Origin of the sequence: Gracilibacillus caseinilyticus (assembly GCF_022919115.1) — a bacterium.
Lineage (GTDB): Bacteria > Bacillota > Bacilli > Bacillales > Amphibacillaceae > Gracilibacillus > Gracilibacillus caseinilyticus.
The window spans coordinates 3,732,493-3,752,066 of the sequence record NZ_CP095072.1 but is presented as its reverse complement, the minus strand read 5'-3'; the positions used below and the strand labels follow the sequence as shown (position 1 = coordinate 3,752,066).

At 39.6% G+C, this 19,574-nt stretch carries 19 protein-coding genes; 18 read left to right on the top strand and 1 reads right to left on the bottom strand.

The features are described from left to right. Window positions 1–2: 2 nt before the first annotated feature. From remA to spoVM, 13 genes are all read left to right on the top strand, one after another. The gene (gene remA, locus MUN88_RS18010; protein ID WP_244717672.1) at window positions 3–263 is read left to right on the top strand and encodes an extracellular matrix/biofilm regulator RemA; all 261 of its coding nucleotides are present in this window, start codon (window positions 3–5) and stop codon (window positions 261–263) included. Between the two features lie 15 nt (window positions 264–278). After that, window positions 279–899: a guanylate kinase gene (gene gmk / locus MUN88_RS18005; RefSeq protein ID WP_244717669.1), complete on the top strand. Its 621-nt coding sequence runs from the start codon at window positions 279–281 to the stop codon at window positions 897–899. Next, window positions 896–1,111, top strand: coding sequence for a DNA-directed RNA polymerase subunit omega (gene rpoZ, locus MUN88_RS18000; protein ID WP_305852476.1), 216 nt, complete (start codon window positions 896–898; stop codon window positions 1,109–1,111). The genes gmk and rpoZ overlap by 4 nt, the downstream gene beginning before the upstream one ends. A 70-nt stretch (window positions 1,112–1,181) precedes the next feature. Continuing rightward, window positions 1,182–2,375, top strand: a complete 1,194-nt coding sequence (gene coaBC, locus MUN88_RS17995; RefSeq protein WP_244717666.1) for a bifunctional phosphopantothenoylcysteine decarboxylase/phosphopantothenate--cysteine ligase CoaBC — start codon at window positions 1,182–1,184, stop codon at window positions 2,373–2,375. Between the two features lie 8 nt (window positions 2,376–2,383). Further along, complete coding sequence (priA, locus tag MUN88_RS17990) at window positions 2,384–4,792, top strand: primosomal protein N' (protein WP_244717664.1); 2,409 nt, start codon at window positions 2,384–2,386, stop codon at window positions 4,790–4,792. A gap of 14 nt (window positions 4,793–4,806) precedes the next feature. Further along, window positions 4,807–5,745, top strand: coding sequence for a methionyl-tRNA formyltransferase (gene fmt / locus MUN88_RS17985; RefSeq protein WP_244717661.1), 939 nt, complete (start codon window positions 4,807–4,809; stop codon window positions 5,743–5,745). Further along, entirely contained in the window at window positions 5,742–7,097 is a 1,356-nt protein-coding gene (gene rsmB, locus MUN88_RS17980) for a 16S rRNA (cytosine(967)-C(5))-methyltransferase RsmB (protein WP_244717658.1), read from the top strand. Before fmt ends, rsmB begins: the two co-directional genes overlap by 4 nt. 21 nt (window positions 7,098–7,118) lie before the next feature. Then, window positions 7,119–7,856: a Stp1/IreP family PP2C-type Ser/Thr phosphatase gene (locus tag MUN88_RS17975; protein ID WP_244717655.1), complete on the top strand. Its 738-nt coding sequence runs from the start codon at window positions 7,119–7,121 to the stop codon at window positions 7,854–7,856. Beyond that, complete coding sequence (pknB, locus tag MUN88_RS17970) at window positions 7,856–9,853, top strand: Stk1 family PASTA domain-containing Ser/Thr kinase (RefSeq protein WP_244717651.1); 1,998 nt, start codon at window positions 7,856–7,858, stop codon at window positions 9,851–9,853. Before MUN88_RS17975 ends, pknB begins: the two co-directional genes overlap by 1 nt. After that, entirely contained in the window at window positions 9,854–10,735 is an 882-nt protein-coding gene (gene rsgA / locus MUN88_RS17965; RefSeq protein ID WP_244717648.1) for a ribosome small subunit-dependent GTPase A, read from the top strand. Window position 10,736: 1 nt separating this feature from the next. After that, window positions 10,737–11,390 carry a ribulose-phosphate 3-epimerase gene (rpe, locus tag MUN88_RS17960; protein ID WP_244717645.1) on the top strand — a complete coding sequence of 218 codons (654 nt, stop codon included), beginning with the start codon at window positions 10,737–10,739 and terminating at the stop codon, window positions 11,388–11,390. A gap of 23 nt (window positions 11,391–11,413) precedes the next feature. Continuing rightward, window positions 11,414–12,064, top strand: a complete 651-nt coding sequence (locus MUN88_RS17955; RefSeq protein ID WP_244717642.1) for a thiamine diphosphokinase — start codon at window positions 11,414–11,416, stop codon at window positions 12,062–12,064. 122 nt (window positions 12,065–12,186) lie between these two features. Next, window positions 12,187–12,264, top strand: a complete 78-nt coding sequence (spoVM, locus tag MUN88_RS21910; RefSeq protein WP_139251824.1) for a stage V sporulation protein SpoVM — start codon at window positions 12,187–12,189, stop codon at window positions 12,262–12,264. A 744-nt stretch (window positions 12,265–13,008) separates the two neighbouring features. On the opposite strand, the gene rpmB is transcribed toward spoVM, so the two are convergent. Further along, the gene (gene rpmB / locus MUN88_RS17950) at window positions 13,009–13,197 is read right to left on the bottom strand and encodes a 50S ribosomal protein L28 (RefSeq protein ID WP_244717640.1); all 189 of its coding nucleotides are present in this window, start codon (window positions 13,195–13,197) and stop codon (window positions 13,009–13,011) included. Between the two features lie 312 nt (window positions 13,198–13,509). Between rpmB and MUN88_RS17945 the strand changes: the two genes are divergently transcribed. From MUN88_RS17945 to plsX, 5 genes are all read left to right on the top strand, one after another. After that, entirely contained in the window at window positions 13,510–13,872 is a 363-nt protein-coding gene (locus MUN88_RS17945; protein WP_244717637.1) for an Asp23/Gls24 family envelope stress response protein, read from the top strand. Between the two features lie 72 nt (window positions 13,873–13,944). Continuing rightward, a complete protein-coding gene (locus MUN88_RS17940) occupies window positions 13,945–15,606 on the top strand; it encodes a DAK2 domain-containing protein (RefSeq protein WP_369809898.1) in 1,662 nt (553 codons plus the stop codon). Window positions 15,607–15,867: 261 nt separating this feature from the next. Continuing rightward, the gene (gene recG, locus MUN88_RS17935) at window positions 15,868–17,901 is read left to right on the top strand and encodes an ATP-dependent DNA helicase RecG (protein WP_244717632.1); all 2,034 of its coding nucleotides are present in this window, start codon (window positions 15,868–15,870) and stop codon (window positions 17,899–17,901) included. Window positions 17,902–17,988: 87 nt separating this feature from the next. Next, entirely contained in the window at window positions 17,989–18,570 is a 582-nt protein-coding gene (gene fapR, locus MUN88_RS17930) for a transcription factor FapR (protein WP_244717629.1), read from the top strand. Next, window positions 18,567–19,571 carry a phosphate acyltransferase PlsX gene (gene plsX, locus MUN88_RS17925; protein WP_244717626.1) on the top strand — a complete coding sequence of 335 codons (1,005 nt, stop codon included), beginning with the start codon at window positions 18,567–18,569 and terminating at the stop codon, window positions 19,569–19,571. The genes fapR and plsX overlap by 4 nt, the downstream gene beginning before the upstream one ends. The last annotated feature ends 3 nt before the right edge of the window (window positions 19,572–19,574 follow it).

The window sequence follows — 19,574 nt, the reverse complement described above, 5'->3', positions numbered from 1 at the left end:
AGATGAGTTTAAAGTTAATTAATATCGGTTTTGGAAATGTGGTTTCTGCCAACAGGATCATATCAATTGTATCACCGGAGTCCGCTCCAATTAAACGTATTATAACGGTCGCTAGGGAAAATAATAAACTAGTAGACGCTACATACGGAAGAAGAACAAGAGCTGTTATTGTTACAGATAGTGATCATGTAGTACTTTCAGCTGTTCAACCGGAAACAGTTGGACAACGTGTTCTCAGCCACGATGAAATAAATGAAGAATAATAGGGAGGAACTATTTTGATTAAAGAGAAAGGGATACTGTTTATTTTATCTGGTCCATCTGGAGTAGGGAAAGGAACAGTCAGAAAGGCATTATTTGAACAGGATACCAACTTAAAATATTCGATTTCAATGACAACAAGAGCGATGCGCGAAGGTGAACAGGAGGGTGTAGACTACTTTTACCGGACGCGTGAGCAGTTTGAACAGATGATCGAAGAAAGACGTATGCTAGAATATGCTGAATATGTCGGCAACTATTACGGTACACCAAAAGAATATGTAGAGGAAACCATCGAGAGAGGTCATGACGTATTCCTTGAGATTGAAGTGCAAGGCGCGCTGCAAGTGAAAGAAAATTTTCCGCAAGGTGTGTTCATCTTTTTAATTCCGCCTAGTTTAGAGGAATTAAAAAACCGTATCATGGATCGAGGAACAGAAACAGAAGATCTGATTATTAATCGCTTGAAAGAAGCGCGTAATGAGATCGAAATGATGGATAAGTATGATTATGTTGTGGTTAATGATAATGTCGCAGAAGCGGTAAATAAAGTGCAGGCGATTGTGAAAAGTGAACATTGTAAACGAGAAAGAGTGGCAAAACAATATAAAGCATTGTTGGAGGTAGATGAGAAATGATATTAGAACCATCCATTGATAAATTACAAACAAAAATTAATTCGAAATATACGTTGGTTACGTTAGCAGCAAAGCGTGCTCGTCAAATTCAAAATACGAAAATGCATCAGGTAGAAAACCCGAAAGCAGCAACTTTTGTCGGGTTAGCATTAGAAGAAATCCTTGAAGAAAAATTAATGGTTGATCCTGATCAGGAAATCATACATGATTAATATTTAAATATCTCCCTCGCATTGCATCGCGCTGCGAGGGTTTCTTCTATATCAGAGATGGGGTGTCTACGTGTTAAAAAGAAAAAAAATTCTTTTAGGTGTTTCGGGAGGCATTGCTGTATATAAAGCCGTTGCTTTCACAAGTAAATTGACACATGCTGGAGCAGATGTGAAGGTGCTGATGACTGATCATGCACAGGAGTTTGTAACACCATTAACGTTTCAGGCGATATCAAGAAATCCGGTCTATACGGACACTTTTGACGAGAAAGATCCACAAAAAATTGCCCATATTGATTTGGCAGATTGGGCAGATATGGTAATAGTTGCGCCAGCTACTGCAAACGTAATTGGTAAAATTGCAGGAGGTATTGCAGATGATTTGCTGACGACGACATTAATGGCAACACAAGCCCCGGTGTACATCGCTCCTGCTATGAATGTTCATATGTACCAGCACCCTGCAGTAATCCACAATATGCAGCTGTTAGATTCATGGGGATATCGATTTATTGAGCCAGGGGAAGGTTATTTAGCGTGTGGTTATGTTGGCAAAGGCCGTTTGGAAGAACCGGAGAAAATGGTAGAGCTACTTGAGAGTGAAACAAATCGTTCTAATGCTTGGCAAGGAAAAAAAGTGTTGATCACCGCAGGGCCAACACGTGAAGCATTAGATCCAGTCCGATATTTGACCAATTATTCATCAGGGAAGATGGGATATGCACTTGCACAAGCGGCTATGGAGCTAGGGGCAGAAGTGACACTAGTATCAGGTCCTGTCCATATTAGCCCTCCGCAACGTGTACAACTGTTGAAGGTAAACAGTGCAGCCGATATGTATGAAAAGGTGAAACAACATTACCAGGATATGGATGTAATTATTAAATCGGCTGCTGTAGCTGATTACACTCCTGCACATGTTCATAATAAGAAGCTTAAAAAACAGGAAGGTACAATGACTGTTGAAATGGAAAGAACAACAGATATCCTTCAGTTTTTAGGCAATGAGAAAACACATCAGTTTTTAGTAGGTTTCGCGGCTGAAACAGACAATGTAATGGATTATGCAAAGAGCAAACTTACAAGAAAAAAATTAGACGCGATTGTCATGAACGATGTCAGTAACAAAGATATAGGCTTTGCCTCTGATCAAAATGAAGTGATTTTTCTGACGAAAGACGGTAAAGAGCATTCTATTCCGCAGTCAAGTAAGAAAGACATTGCCGAAGCAATTATTCAACTTATTGATAAGGAATTGAGGTAGAACGAAACATGCAAGTTGCAAAAGTTATTGTCGATGTACCGACAAATCAGACGAATCGTACGTTTGATTATTTGATACCGGAGAATTTTGAAGATCTTATTCAAAAAGGTATGCGCGTTTCTGTTCCGTTTGGACCGAGGAAAGTGATGGGCTTTGTTCTCGATATCGATAATCATTCGGAATTCGATAAATTAAAAGCCATTGATGAGGTCATGGATTTGACTCCCGTTTTGACAGAAGAATTATTGCAATTGGGACAATGGATTAGTGAGCAGACGGTTAGTTTTTATATTCAAACATTTCAGGCCATGCTACCGCAGATACTAAAGGCAAAGTATAGAAAGGAAATAGAGGCATTAACGGAAGAAGAGTTAGATGACGAACTGCAACAGTTTTTCGCTGGAAGGCGTGTCATGGATTATGCGGAATTTCTCGAGAGGCAGGGAAATCATGCATTGTTGTTAAAGGAAGTTCGTAATGGACATGTTCAAATCAACTATCAAGTGAAATCGAAAGAAACGAACAAGATTCAACGGTTTATCGCCGCTGCTAAAGAGACATACTTGTTAGAAGAGGCCTTAGAGGATGTCCCAAACCAAGCGAAAAAACAAAAACAAATCATCGAATTTTTTATTGGAAATCCTGAACCGATCAGTCAGAAACAATTGTTGGATAAGCTAAAAACAACTACACAGACTGTCAACCAATTAATCTCACGTAATCTTTTGAAAAGAATTGATCGTAAGGTGTATCGCGATCCTTATCAGGACAGTGAGTTTAAAGTTACAAAGCCTCTCCCTCTAAGTGAGCAGCAGCGTACCGCTATTGAACCGATATGGCGGGCGACGGAAACCGGTCAGAATGAAGTATTTCTGTTGCATGGCGTTACAGGAAGTGGTAAGACAGAAGTGTACTTGCAAGCGATAGAGAAAGTGTTGAACAAAGGAAAAGAAGCGATTGTATTAGTCCCTGAAATTGCCCTGACACCACAAATGGTCAACCGTTTCAAAGGCAGATTCGGTTCAGAAGTGGCGGTTTTGCATAGTGCATTGTCAGCTGGAGAAAAATTTGATGAATGGACAAAAATTCATAATAAAGAAGTAAAAGTAGTAGTGGGTGCCCGTTCCGCTATCTTCGCTCCATTTGAAAATATCGGCATTATTATCATTGATGAAGAGCATGAAACAAGCTACAAACAGGATGAACAACCAAGATATCATGCTCGAGAAGTCGCAAAGCAGCGAGGCATCTACCATCATTGCCCGGTTGTACTTGGTAGTGCTACACCGATGCTGGAGTCATATGCTAGAGCGACAAAAGGTGTCTATCGACTGCTAGAGATGCCAGACAGGATGAATGAGGCAACGATGCCACCAGTAGAAATTGTAGATATGCGCGAAGAATTGTATGCGGGTAATCGTACGATGTTTTCGGTGAAATTATTACAAGCTATCCGTTCTCGATTAGAAAGACAACAGCAGGTTGTGTTATTTTTAAATAGAAGAGGTTATTCGACTTTTGTTATGTGTCGGGAGTGCGGAGATGTGATGAAATGTCCCAATTGTGATATTGCACTTACTTATCATAAAAGCTCTCACCAGTTAAAATGCCATTACTGTGACTATCAAATTCCAATGGTGAACGAGTGCCCAACGTGCAGTAGTAAAACAATCCGCTATTTCGGTACTGGGACCCAAAAAGTAGAAGAAGCATTAAAAGAGCAGATTCCAGAAGCTGATATTATTCGAATGGATGTGGATACAACCAGGCGAAAAGGAGCTCACAAGAAACTGCTCGATCAGTTTGGTAGCGGGAAGGCGAATATTTTGCTAGGTACGCAAATGATTGCCAAAGGATTAGATTTCGAGAATGTTACATTAGTAGGAGTATTAGCTGTCGATGCGATGTTGCACTTACCAGATTTCCGTTCATCTGAAAAAACATTTCAACTGTTAACACAAGTCAGCGGCAGGGCAGGAAGGCATCAGTTGCCCGGCGAAGTTATCATACAAACATACACTCCTGAGCATTACAGTATTCAATTGGCCAGTCATTATGATTATCAGCAATACTTTATGCAGGAAATGTCGATGCGAAGAAGCTTTCATTACCCACCCTATTATTTTCTGACATTGATCACGGTTTCTCACCCAAATCAAATAAAAGTGCAAGAGGTAACGAAGACGATTTGTAAGTTATTGTACAAACATTTATCAGACCAAGCGACCATTTTGGGACCTACCCCTTCACCGATGGTCCGTATAAATAATAGATATCGTTACCAGTGCATGGTAAAATATAAGCATGAACCAAATCAAAAAGAAATTATTCGTAAAATCCAAACACATTATCGTGATGACATCCATCGTCACGATTTAACGATACAAGTAGATTTTGAACCATATTCATTAATGTAAGAGGAGTTTTTCTTATGAACAATATTATTTTTATGGGTACCCCAGATTTTGCAGTACCTGTACTGGAACGAATCCTTGCTGAAGGATATCAGGTTGATTTGGTGGTAACACAGCCTGATCGTCCACGCGGCCGAAAGCGTATCATGACTCCACCACCCGTTAAAGCAGCAGCAGAGAAACATCAAATCCCGGTTTTTCAGCCTGAAAAAATAAAAGATAATTATCAGGACATTGAAGACCTCAAACCAGATTTGATTGTGACTGCGGCATTTGGTCAGTTGCTGCCTAAGGGATTATTAGAGATTCCGACATACGGTTGTATTAATGTGCATGCATCTCTGCTACCTAGTTTACGCGGTGGTGCCCCGATCCATTATTCGATCTTAGAAGGACATCAACAAACAGGAATCTCGATTATGTATATGGCAGAAAAACTCGATGCTGGAGATGTAATTAGTCAAAAAGCATTAACCATTGCTGAGACTGATGATGTAGGTTCATTACATGACAAATTAGCCACAATCGGGGCAGATCTATTAGCCGACACGATTCCTTCCATTTTTTCTGGAGAGGCGAATCGTGAGGAACAAGATGAATCGTTGGCGACTTTTGCTCCAAATATTACACGTGAACAAGAAAAAATCGATTGGAATCAGACACAACAAGTCGTTTTTAATAAGATAAGAGGACTTCATCCATGGCCTGTTGCTTTTACATTATGGCAAGGAAAAATCTTTAAAGTTTATCACGCCGATAAAGCAACACAATTTAGCAATCAACCAGCTGGAACCATTATAGATGCTAGTGAAGAAGGAATTACAGTGGCAACCGGTGACGAAAAGGCAGTTCGGTTAACAACGGTGCAACCTGCCGGAAAAAAGAAAATGACAGCTGCAGAATTTCTTCGCGGCGTTGGCAGTAATCTGAAAGTAGGAGAGAAATTAGGCGAATGACAACAGCAAACAATAACATACGCGAAATTGCCCTGGATATATTGGTCCGAATTGGAGATCAAGGTGGATACAGTCACCTGGTAATTGACCAGGCGTTAAATAAGCATCAGTTGGACACAAGAGATGGAGCATTGCTTACAGAAATTGTATACGGAACATTGCAAAGAAAAATGACGTTAGCATATGACCTTGACCGTTTTATTAACAAAAAGAAAAAAATGAATAATTGGGTAAAGTGGCTGTTATATCTGTCGATTTATCAAATGAAATATTTGGATAAAGTTCCTGATCACGCTATCATCCATGTTGCCGTCGAAATTGCCAAGAGCAGAGGTCATAAAGGGATAGCAAGCTTTGTGAATGGCATTTTGCGGGCTGCACAACGAGAAGGTTTCTCAGACTATGATGATATCGACGATGAAGTGAAGCGAATCGGTGTGAAGACGAGTCATCCAGAGTGGCTTGTGAAACGATGGATCGAGCAATATGGATTGGGCGTATCGGAAACGATGTGCGAAACGAACCTGTTTCATAAACAAATGACCATTCGAATTCAGCCATTGAAAACGTCAAGGCCTCAGTTAATGAATCAACTGGAATCGGATGGTATTAAGGCAAGACCTTCTGATGTTTCAGATCAAGGTATTATCATCGAAAAAGGTAATGTTTTGAAACATGATACCTTTGCTAACGCGATGTTTACTGTACAGGATGAAAGCTCGATGTTAGTGGCGGAGTTGATGGATTTAGAAGCTGGCATGACCGTATTGGATGCTTGTAGTGCACCTGGTGGTAAAACGACGCACATTGCAGAGAAAATGCAGGATAATGGTACTGTGTATGCTTATGATTTACATGGAAAGAAAGCAAAGTTAGTAGCTGATAAAGCAGCTTCTCTAGATTTGACGTCAATACAGACTGGTCAGGCAGATGCACGGAAATTACAAGAGAAGCACCCGGCCTCCACATTTGACCGAATATTAATTGATGCACCGTGTACAGGTTTAGGTGTATTGCGCAGCAAGCCTGATATAAAATATAATAAAAGAGAAGAAGACATCTTCCAACTATCTCAAATACAACATCAAATATTAGATCACGTAGCACCTTTACTACGGGTGAACGGTAAATTGACATATAGTACTTGTACAGTAGACAAAGAAGAGAACGACTACGTCATACAATCATTTCTTCAGCAACACCCGGAATATCAAGTTGACCAGGGTTTCTTCAATGATATACCTGATGCATTGCAGCATACCAGTGGATTTTGTGAGTTTGGTGTGCAAATATTTCCTCAAGATTTAAACAGTGATGGCTTTTTTATTACGAGACTATTGCGAAATAGTTGATGGGGATTAGAGGTGGAAAGAATGAAATATGTGTATCAATCGGACAAAGGTAAGATCAGACAATTGAATGAGGATGCTGTGACAGTTATTCCCAGGAAAGAAGCATTGCTTGCAGTTGTGGCAGATGGCATGGGAGGTCATCAGGCTGGAGATATTGCCAGTAAATTAACGATTGAACAGTTAGAGAAATTATGGACCAATGCTGATGTGCATGAGCTAGATTTTAAAAAATGGCTAGCTTCTTCTATTAAAGAAGTAAATAATCTGGTGTATCAAAAAGCACAATCCGATTCGTCTTATCAAGGAATGGGAACGACGGTTGTGGCAGCTGTTTGTACAGAAAAAGATTTAATTATTGGTCACATTGGAGATAGTCGTGCTTATTTGATTAGTAAAGCAGAATGGAAGCAGGTTACGGAAGACCATTCTTTAGTGGGTGAGCTGGTACGAAGTGGGCAACTTTCCAAAGAAGATGCACAGCTCCATCCAAAAAGAAATGTTATATTAAAAGCATTGGGAACAGAACCAGATTTAGAACCAGATATTTTCCATTCTGATTGGGAAGGATTTGATCGTCTTCTTATTTGTTCAGACGGTTTAACGAATAAAGTTTCCGATCAAGAGTTACATGATGTCATCTGTGACACTTCCTTGGATAACCTTGGGCAAACGTTAGTCGATTTAGCAAATGAACGCGGTGGCGAAGATAATATTACATTGGCTATTGTTGATCAACAAGAAGAAGTTGGTGACGTCTGATGCTAGAAGGTAAAGTATTAAATGAACGATATGAGATCATTAAACTGATCGGTGGAGGCGGGATGGCCAATGTTTATTTAGGGAATGATACCATCCTTGAGCGGGAAGTAGCCATTAAAGTACTTCGTCTTGAATATGCGAACGACCAGGAATTTATTACGAGATTCCATCGTGAAGCACAGGCGGCTACCAGCTTGTCTCATCCGAATATCGTTAGTATTTATGACGTCGGGGAAGAAGACCAGATCTATTATATGGTTATGGAATATGTTGATGGAATGACATTGAAACAATACATACAGTTGCATGCACCAATTGAAGTGGAAGAAGTCATCGATATAATGACACAAATCACATCTGCGATCGCCCAAGCACATGAGAATGGTTTAATCCACCGTGACATTAAGCCACAGAACATCTTGATCAATCCATACGGTCAGGTAAAAGTAACGGACTTTGGAATTGCTGTAGCTTTAAGCGCTACTGCGTTAACGCAAACCAATTCCGTACTAGGATCTGTACATTATTTATCACCGGAACAAGCTCGAGGTGGAAAAGCAAACCGAAAATCAGATATTTATTCACTTGGTATACTATTATTCGAATTATTGACAGGACAACTTCCTTTTTCTGGTCAATCTGCGGTCTCGATTGCTCTAAAACATTTACAGTCTGAGACACCATCTATTCGTGAGTTCAATCCACGTGTACCGCAGTCTGTCGAAAATATTGTTCTAAAATCAACTACGAAAGATCCGTTCCATCGCTATCAAACGGTGTATGAAATGGAAGAACAACTAATCCATTCATTAGATCCTGATAAAATAAATGAAACGAAATTTCAACCACCTGAATCTGATGATACGATTACAAAGGCAGTTCCAATCATTAAAGAAGGAGATCAGCTTGTTGGTCAGAAGACGGACGATGAGGCTACACTTGTCAGTACTCCAACGGACAACGTGGAGCAGACAGGAGCTCCGAAAGAAAAGAAAAAAAACAAACGGAAAAAGACTTTTGTTTGGGTTACAAGCTTGTTTGTCGTTCTTTTTGGAGCTATTTTAATTGCTTTGTTTGTGCTGCCTGGATTATTTCAGCCGAAAGATGTACAAGTTCCGGATGTGGCTGGTCTAAGTTATGAAGATGCCGAGCAACAATTAACAGAAATGAAGCTAACGGTAGTCAAAGAAGAGACTTCTGATGAAGATGTGGAAAACAATCACGTTATCGAAACTTCACCAGCTGCTAACAAACAAATTAAAGAAGGCGAAGAAGTGACGATTTATGTAAGTACTGGTCCGGAAACGTTTGAGATGGATGATTATGTCGGAAATGATTACGATCGGATTGAATCCATATTGATGGATGCAGGCTTTAAAGATGTGAAATTCTATGAAGAATTTTCAGATCGTCCTGCTGGGGAAATTATTGCCCAATATCAACCATCTGCAGGAAGTGAAGTAGTCCCTCGTGAAACGAATGTCATTTTTGAGGTGAGTAAAGGACCTGAACAAATTACCTTAAACAGGCTTGTCGGGTTACATGTTGATGAAGCAACTTCCTATATCGATGATAATGAATTAAATGCCGAAATAAAGGAAGTCCATAGTGAAGACGCAGAAGTAGGTATTGTACTGGAGCAGAACCCAGCAGCAAACGAAAAACTTGAAAAAGGGGACACGGTAGCACTTACCGTCTCCAAAGGACCTGAACCGAAGCAACAAGTAACACATACTGAATCGTTTACGATACCATATACAGGGCAAAACGATGAAGAATCCGGTGAGAAAACACCACAGGAAATCAGTATTTATGTGGAAGATATGAATAATGATATTACCGAATTATATCAGGAAGTGAAAATGATTACGGAAGATATGTCTTTTGACATCGATCTGACTATTGCTCCAGATGACGATGCAACCTACAAAGTACTAAGAGATGATGAACTGATTATGGAGAAAACAATACAATATGAAGATGTAGAGGGTGAGTAAATGCCGAAAGGTAAAATTGTCAAGGCACTTAGCGGATTTTATTATGTACAATATGAAGGTGGTCTTGTTCAATGCCGTGGTAGAGGGAACTTTCGTCAAAAAAAGATAACACCGCTTGTAGGTGATTATGTTGAGTTTGAATACCATAATAAAAAAGAAGGCTACATTTTGGCAATCGCGGAACGAGAAAACCAATTAACCAGACCACCGATTGCCAATGTGGATCAGGCTATTATTGTAACTTCAGTGAAAGAGCCTGACCTCAGCCTTAATCTATTAGATAAATTTTTAGTTTTGGTCGAATCTAAATCCATTCAACCGCTATTATTTTTTACAAAAATGGACTTGCTGGAAGAAGAGGAAGAGAGTAATGTCAGACAAAAACTTGCCTATTATCAAACAATTGGTTATGAGGTTGAATTTCTTTCCACGAAAGATAGAGAGCTGAATCATCAGCTTTCGGTCCATTTAAATCATAAGGTTTCTGTATTTGCTGGCCAATCTGGAGTCGGCAAAACATCTTTATTAAACAAGATTATTCCAGATTTGCAATTGGAAACAGATGATATCTCGGAAAGTTTAGGAAGAGGTAAGCATACGACTAGACATGTCGAGTTAATTACTTTTGAAGAAGGATTAATAGCAGATACCCCAGGGTTCAGTGCGCTAGACTTTAAAGAAATTAAGTTAGAAGTCTTGCCAGAATGCTTCCCTGAATTTGTTGAACTGCAAAATCAATGCAAATTCAGAGGTTGTATGCATATTAAAGAACCTAAATGTGCTGTGAAAGCAGCATTGGATAAAGGTGAAATCTTAGATGATCGCTACCAAAATTATTTGCAATTCGTCGAAGAAATAAAAAATAGAAAGCCGAGGTATTAATATGAGCACGAAAATCGCACCATCGATATTATCTGCGAATTTTTCTATTTTGAAAGAGGAAATCGAAGACGTTATACAAGGAGGAGCAGACTACATCCATGTAGATGTCATGGATGGACATTTTGTTCCTAATATTACGTTTGGACCAGTTGTTCTATCATCCATTCGTCCATTAACGGATGCCACACTAGACGTTCACCTTATGATTGAGGAGCCGGATCGCTATATTCATGATTTTGCCGATGCTGGTGCAGATATTATAACGGTACATGTGGAAGCATGCAGGCATTTACATCGTACTATCCATTTGATTAAGGAAGCTGGTGTGAAGCCAGGTGTCGTTGTTAACCCTGCCACACCAGTGGAAATGATTAAACCAATTTTAAAAAATATCGACCTTGTTCTGTTTATGACTGTCAACCCTGGATTCGGTGGGCAAGTTTTTATTCCGGAAGTCTTAGAAAAGGTACAGCAAGCTGTTCAATGGAGAGAAGAATTAGGATTAGCTTTCGAAATCGAGGTTGATGGTGGCGTAAACGAAATGACAGCTAAGCAATGTATTGATGCCGGAGTAGATGTATTAGTTGCCGGCAGCGCCATTTTTAATGAACAAGATCGTCAGGGTGCTATCGAAAAAATACGAAATCATGAGTAATTCGTGTAGAAAGGCTGTTCATTATGCACATTGGTATTGTCGCAGGTGGTCCTGAACAAACGTTAAGCCTATTAACCACACATCAATCTGCTGTTGATTATTGGATAGGGGCTGATAAAGGTGCCTTATATATAGTGAGAAGCGAACTTCCGCTTGATATGGCAATTGGTGATTTTGATTCTATTACCTTGGACGAAAAGAAACTGGTACAGCAACATGCTGCTAGGTATCAAGAATATCCATCAGCAAAAGATGAAACTGATTTAGAATTGGCTGTTTCTCATGCACTTCTTCTTGAGCCCGAATCCATTTCGCTTTTTGGTGCTACAGGCAAACGATTGGATCATGAAATGGCCAATTTACAGTTGCTATACTTGTTATTAGAAAAAAATATTAAGGCTATACTGTTTGATCGGCATAATGCTATTTCTATTTATAAACCTGGTACTTACAGAGTCGAGGCAAAAGCTTCCGAACTGATTTCTTTTGTCACTCTATCCCAGCATGTCGAAGGATTGACATTGCGTGATTTCGCATACCCTTTGGAAGATTACACGTTAACGTGGGGGAGTACTCGATGTATCTCTAATAAAATAATTGGTTCTCAAGGTACTTTTTTATTTAATGATGGCATATTAATAATGATAAAGAGTACGGAGGAGGAACCGACGTAAATTATTCAATAAATATTGAAACCTATGCAAATTTAGGCGTGTCTCCTCATAAGCTGTATAAGAACAGATTTACAACTGAACAAAAAGTGTTTATGTCTTCTGGAGTGAAGAGGAGGGGTATGATGAAATTCTATACGATTAAACTCCCACGTTTTCTTGGAGGATTCATCCGAGCATTGTTGGGATCTGGCAAAAAATAAGCAAGCTCTGATTGACAGTAGGGAATGACATCTGTATTGCCAGCTTTCGAGCAGGCGCACAATTACAGATGTCCGACTTGTTGACTGTTGCCAGCCAGTGGAAGTTGCATGCTATTATTGTATATTTATCAAAGTGTTTGTTTACGTAGCTAGATAAGAAAAGACCGGGCAATCGCCCGGTCTTTTCCTTAACTATGAAACAGATTTATATTGGTAGACAGTGAGTCCGGCGAAGCTTCGGAAACATGTTCACTGGATTCATTATTTAAACCCATTTCTCAACAACTACTACCTATAATACGGATTATGTAAATTGAACTATATGACAATGTGGTAATCCGGAAATATGCTCCGCGTCCTGTGGGGTCGGCCTCAACTTCCTCGGAAAGAAAAACACTTTCCTGCGGGATTTTCGGACACGGAGACCACTTTGTATGTGCCTGTGGCTGCTAGTATCACTTCGAAGTAAGCTAAGGCAGAAAAGGAGTTGTTCGAGTAGTAGCCTAGCTGAAGCCGTGCCCCACAGGATGCGAAGTGGTTGGCCGGAGCGATATCCCAGCACACAAATAAATATTAAAATGGCCCAGAGCTAGTTGACATAACCCGTATTATAAGCACCCAATTTTCATTTCTTAATGAGCATGATTGCTTCTGAATTTCGCTTTTGTGGCTGTAATTGTCTGCTTTTTCACCTATGAAAAAGGCCCCTGCTGAACAGGAGCCATTTCACAAGTTATTCATAAATTATACGCGTTCTACTTTGCCAGATTTAAGCGCACGAGCAGAAACATATACACGTTGAGGTTTACCGTCAACCATGATTCTAACTTTCTGTACGTTTGCTTTCCAATTACGCTTATTTGCATTCATAGCGTGTGAACGTTTATTTCCTGAAGTCGTTTTACGACCAGTTACGACACATTTACGTCCCATAATTTGTTCCCTCCTACTACACTAACTCAATTCATACTTATCTAATTTATCATATATTGGTTCTTTTTGCAATTTGATTTATCAAATATAATATAAATTTAAAGACATCGCCCTAAACTGTAGCAGGAACAAACAACTATAGGAAAATATAATGAGATTGCTTGACATGAAGGTGATTTTCATACATTCTATAATGGAATACCCTTATTTCTCATGTAATTGAAAACAGCCGTTAACTAAGCCGTTAACTATATAAAGCTTGAAAATCTCAAAAGCACTTTTCTTTTATCTATACATAAAGGAGGATGAAGGATGTCTATTGAATTAACTACTGCAGATGGTCATGTGACCATTACAAATGAGGTAATTGCAACGATAGCAGGAGGCGCTGCTATTGAATGCTATGGAATTGTTGGAATGGCATCGAAGAAGCAATTGCGTGACGGGATAGCAGAAATATTAAGAAAAGAGAATTTTTCAAGAGGTGTGATTGTTCGGCAAGAAGGGGAGGCCGTGCACATTGACATGTATATCATAGTCAGTTATGGCACGAAAATTTCGGAAGTTGCACATAATGTTCAATCACAGGTAAAATATAACCTTGAAAAAACGCTTGGTCTAAAAATAAATTCTATTAATATTTATATTCAGGGTGTACGTGTGATTCAGGATTAAGGAAGTTTTGTGAGAACAATTCCTGCTAAGTAGATTATATATTGGAAATGGAGCAGAGGGAGGAACATGCAAGTGACGCATAAAAATATTGACGCAGCATTATTTGCTAATATGGTCATAACAGGGGCTACACACCTGTCAAATAATGCAGATAAGATTGATGCATTGAATGTTTTTCCAGTACCTGATGGTGATACTGGAACAAATATGAATTTATCGATAACTTCTGGAGCGACTGAAGTAAAGAAGGCGAATAAGGATAGTGTATCAGAGGTGGCCAATGCTTTTGCTAAAGGTCTGCTTATGGGAGCTAGAGGTAACTCAGGTGTAATTTTGTCACAGATTTTCAGAGGTTTTGCCAAAGGGTTGGAGGGCAAAGAAGAATTAGATATAGACAGTTTTGTGACGGCTCTTGATAGCGGTGTAAATACGGCTTATAAAGCTGTAATGAAACCGGTCGAAGGTACAATTCTCACGGTTGCCAAAGATACAGCTCATGATGCAAAAGAAATTGCAAAACAAGAAAAAGACATCGAAATATTCTTGGAGAAAGTAGTCCAAGCTGCCAAGAAATCATTGAAACGAACTCCTGACTTATTACCCGTTCTGAAAGAGGTTGGCGTAGTTGATAGTGGAGGACAGGGTTTAGTCGTTATCTATGAAGGGTTTTTGGCTGGATTGAAAGGGGAAGAAGTCCCGCAGTCACAAGATGAAACGATGGATTTAGATGACCTTGTCAATGCTGAGCACCATAAGCTGGCACAGGATTACATGAGTACGGATGACATAGAATTTGGTTATTGCACGGAATTTATGGTGCGTTTTGAAGAAGACAAGTTAAAAGAACAGCCTTATGATGAAGCGAAGTTTAGAGAAGAGCTTAGCGAACATGGCGATTCCTTATTAGTGGTTTCAGATGATGAAATCGTAAAAGTGCATATCCATGCTGAATATCCAGGTGATGTGTTTAATTTGGGGCAACGTTTCGGTAGCTTCATTAGTTTAAAAGTGGAAAATATGCGTGAACAGCATTCAAAAATAGTAGAACCACAACAGGAAAAACCAAAAGTGAAGCAACCGTTTGGTGTTGTAACCGTTGCGATGGGAACGGGATTAGCTGATTTATTAAAGAGCTTAGGAGCAACAGTTGTCATTCAAGGTGGACAAACTATGAATCCGAGCACACAAGATATAGCTAATGCAATTACGGAAGCTAATGCTGAGAATGTAATTGTTTTACCTAATAATAAAAATATTGTGATGGCAGCGGAACAAGCAGCAGAATTAGCAGAAGTAAATGTTGCTGTGGTGCCGACTAAAACGATCCCTCAAGGTATGGCTGCGATGCTTTCTTATAACCCGGAGAACTCTCTAACAGATAATAAAGAGGCGATGGCTGAAGCAAGCAAACATGTGAAGACAGGTCAAATTACTTATGCAGTCAGGGATACGCAAATCGACGGAATGACCATTGAGAACGGACACTATATGGGACTTGCAGATGGTAAAATTAAAGTAACCAATGCCGATCAGCTAACCGTTATTAAGTCATTATTAACAGACCTGATTGATCCTGATGAGGACGAAATTGTTACCGTTATACGTGGCCAAGAGTCATCTGAAGAAGAAGCACAAGCAATCATCGCATTTATTGAAGCTGAATTTGAAGATGTAGAGATTGAGGTACATCAAGGGGACCAACCAATTTATTCTTATATTTTTTCGGTAGAGTAAATAGAATTCAGGCTGTCTTAGAAGGTTTTAGGCAATTGAATGCTGGCATAAACACAAATCGATTGTCAGTCGCTTCTTTCTCCATAAGCAGAGAAGCTACTGAACACTTGCTTTTTTGAGGAAAAGTTAGTAGACATGCTCCATTGTAGGAGCAAGCAGTGTTGACAGTACAGCATGGAACCTTTTGGACAGCCATTTTTATTTATTTAAAGATGAAAGATATCTATCTAAATTATGTTGAAGTAAGTGAGAGTGAATACCATGAATCAACTATCCGTGGAACAAATAAAAGGTGTTGGACCAAAATTGGCCGAAACATTGGAACAGATAAATATTCATACAGTAGAAGACCTTTTGTATTATTTCCCTAACCGTTATGACCATTATGAACAGAAACCGCTCCATGAATTGATCCATAATGAAAAAGTGACGATAGTAGGAGAAGTATTGCAGGAGCCAATGGTCACGTTTTATGGTCGAAAAAAATCTCGTCTGACAGTCAATATTCGGGTCGATGGCGCGGTCGTCAAAGGTGTTATGTTCAATAGGCCATTTGCCAAAAAACACTTTGTAGCTGGCGATACGATCTCTGTCAATGGAAAATGGGATCAGCACCGGTTGCAAATAACCATTGATCAGTATAAGAAAGGCAGTATGAATGCCGATAATCCGATCTCTCCGATATATTCTTCAAAAGGTGACATAAAAAATGCGCAATTTCAAAAAATAATCAAGCAAACAATACAAGATTATCAAGAAGAAATCAGCGAGTTTATGCCAGCCCCATTTTTAACAAAGTACAAGCTGCCAGATCGAGTCACCGGCTTTTCAGAAATGCATTTTCCAAGTTCATTTCAGCAGCTTAAGCATGCGAAACGACGTTTTATCTATGAAGAATTATTGTTATTTCAAATCAAAATGCAACTTTATCGAAAACGGAATCGCGAAGCCACAGAAGGAAATGCGCAAGTCATTAACATGGAGCAAGTAAAACAATTAATACAGCAGTTTCCCTTTACCCTTACGGAAGCTCAAAAAAAATCACTTACTGATATTTTTCAGGATTTGCATTCCCCATACCGCATGAATCGGTTGCTGCAAGGAGATGTAGGTTCAGGGAAGACAGCCGTAGCAGTAATCAGTCTGTATGGGACAGTGACTGCCGGTAAGCAAGTCGCCTTTATGGTACCAACAGAAATTCTTGCTGAACAGCATGAAGCATCACTGAAAGAATTATTACCGAAGGAAGTGACGATCCATCGATTGACCGGATCAATCAAAGGTAAGAAAAGACAACAGATTCTGTCTGAGGTAGAGGATGGAAGTTGTCAGGTGGTGATCGGTACTCATGCTCTGATTCAAGATGATGTGCATTTTCGTGATTTGGCTTATGTCATCATAGATGAACAGCATCGATTTGGTGTTCATCAGCGCAATACGTTAAGGGAAAAAGGTATTCTCGCTGATATGCTGTATATGACCGCTACACCGATTCCCCGAACGTTATCCATTACTGCATTCGGTGATATGGATGTATCCAAAATTGATGAAATGCCCAAGGGGAGAAAACCAGTTGAAACATATTGGGTAAAACAAAATATGTTTGAACGAACCGTGAATTTTATCTATAAAGAAATAAAAAAAGGTTCGCAAGCTTATATTATTTGTCCATTAATTGAGGAGTCGGATAAATTAGATATCCAAAATGCTTTAGACCTTTTTGCTCAATTACAGGAAGTGCTTCAAGGAAAGGCAACAGTTGGATTAATGCACGGTAGATTATCTACAGAAGAAAAAGAACAAGTAATGCTTGATTTCGCTTCTAACAATGTACAAATTTTAGTTTCTACTACTGTCGTAGAAGTAGGTGTTAATGTGCCAAATGCCACGGTCATGATGATTCAGGATGCCGATCGTTTCGGTCTGTCACAGCTCCATCAGCTGAGGGGGCGTGTTGGTAGAGGGGATAAACAGAGTTACTGTATATTAGTAGCTGATCCTAAAGGTGAAACAGGAAAAGAACGGATGAGGATCATGACGGAAACAACAGATGGGTTCGAATTGGCTGAACGAGATCTTGAGTTAAGAGGTCCCGGTGATCTTTTTGGTGTGAAACAGAGTGGTCTTCCTGAGTTTAAATTAGCGGATCTTGTTCACGATTACCGTGCATTGGAAACAGCTCGTACAGATGCAATCGAGCTGGTAGAACATCAATTTTGGAAGGATCCTGATTATCAGGATTTATTCAATTATTTGCAGAAAGAATTAGATTTAGATAAGCAGACACTTGCATAAATGACGATGGTATTATATATTACTATTAGTACCTAGTCATAAATCTTTGTAAAAAAGCGGATGACATGTAAATGGACGGTGGAGTACATGAAACGGAACAAAAAAGAACGGCAATTATTGCTAAAGGATACGATTGAAGAAAAACCGTTTATTACCGATGAAGCGTTAGCGAAAATGTTTGAGGTCAGTATCCAGACCATACGGCTGGATCGAATGGAACTAAATATACCTGAGCTGAGAGAACGAATTAAATCAGTCGCAACGAATAATTGGAATGAAACAGTGAAAGCTTTGCCGATTGATGAAGTGATCGGTGAAATTATAGATCTGGAGTTAGATAACCGAGCTATTTCTATTCTGGATATAACAGCAGAACATGTTTTTTCACGAAATAAAATTGCCCGAGGCCACCATTTGTTTGCTCAGGCTAATTCACTTGCGGTTGCTGTCATCAATGATGAATTAGCATTGACAGCAAATGCTGATATTAAATTCACCCGACAAGTGGTGCAAGGTGAGAGAGTGATCGCAAAAGCAAGAGTGATAGAAGTAACGTCTTCCAACCGTACTGCTGTTGAAATCCAAAGTTATGTTGATAATGAAACAGTCTTTACGGGACTCTTTGAAATGTTTCGTTCGAATGACAATAAGGAAGGGGAACAATCATGAGAATTGCAATAGATGCGATGGGTGGTGACCATGCACCGAAGGAAATCGTTCTTGGTGCGATGAAAGCCATCGAACATTTTGATCAGCTTCATTTAACACTAATAGGTGATGAAAATGCAATGAAACCCTATCTGAAAAGTAACAACCGAGTTGACATCATACATACCACAGAAAAAATAACAAGTGAAGATGAACCAGTAAAAGCAGTTCGTCGCAAAAAAAATGCCTCCATGGTGTTAATGGCAAACGAAGTCAAAACTGGTCGAGCTGACGCTTGTATATCAGCCGGTAACACTGGTGCACTAATGAGTGCCGGATTGTTTATAGTTGGTCGTATTAAAGGGATTGATCGACCTGCATTAAGTCCAACGCTTCCGACAGTAGATGGAGACGGCTTTTTACTGCTTGATGTCGGCGCGAATGTCGATGCCAAGCCACAGCATCTTCAGCAATATGCGTTAATGGGATCCATCTATATGGAGAAAGTACGACAAGTTGAAAAACCTCGTGTAGGACTTCTAAATGTCGGGACAGAAAAAGGCAAAGGAAATGACCTGACAAAGAAAGCATTTGATTTAATGCAGGATTTGCCTATTCAGTTTGTCGGAAATGTGGAAGCTCGTGATTTATTGAATGGTGTTGCAGATGTCGTGGTCACTGATGGTTTTAGTGGTAATATCGCGTTGAAAACTGTTGAGGGAACTGCTTTGACGATGTTTTCTATGATCAAAGAAGTTTTTACGACAAATACTAAAACCAAACTTGCAGCACTTCTTGCTAAGAATGATATGAAGGGGATAAAGAGCAAACTTGATTATTCCGAATACGGTGGAGCTGCGTTGTTCGGTCTAGCAGCACCAGTTGTAAAAGCGCACGGTTCTTCCAACCAACAAGCGATTTTTAGTGCGATTCAACAGACTGTCCAGATAGTGGAGAAAGAAGTCATCACGAAAATCGAAGCTGAAGTTCAACAGCTTCAGGCGAATAATGAGGAGGAATAGGTC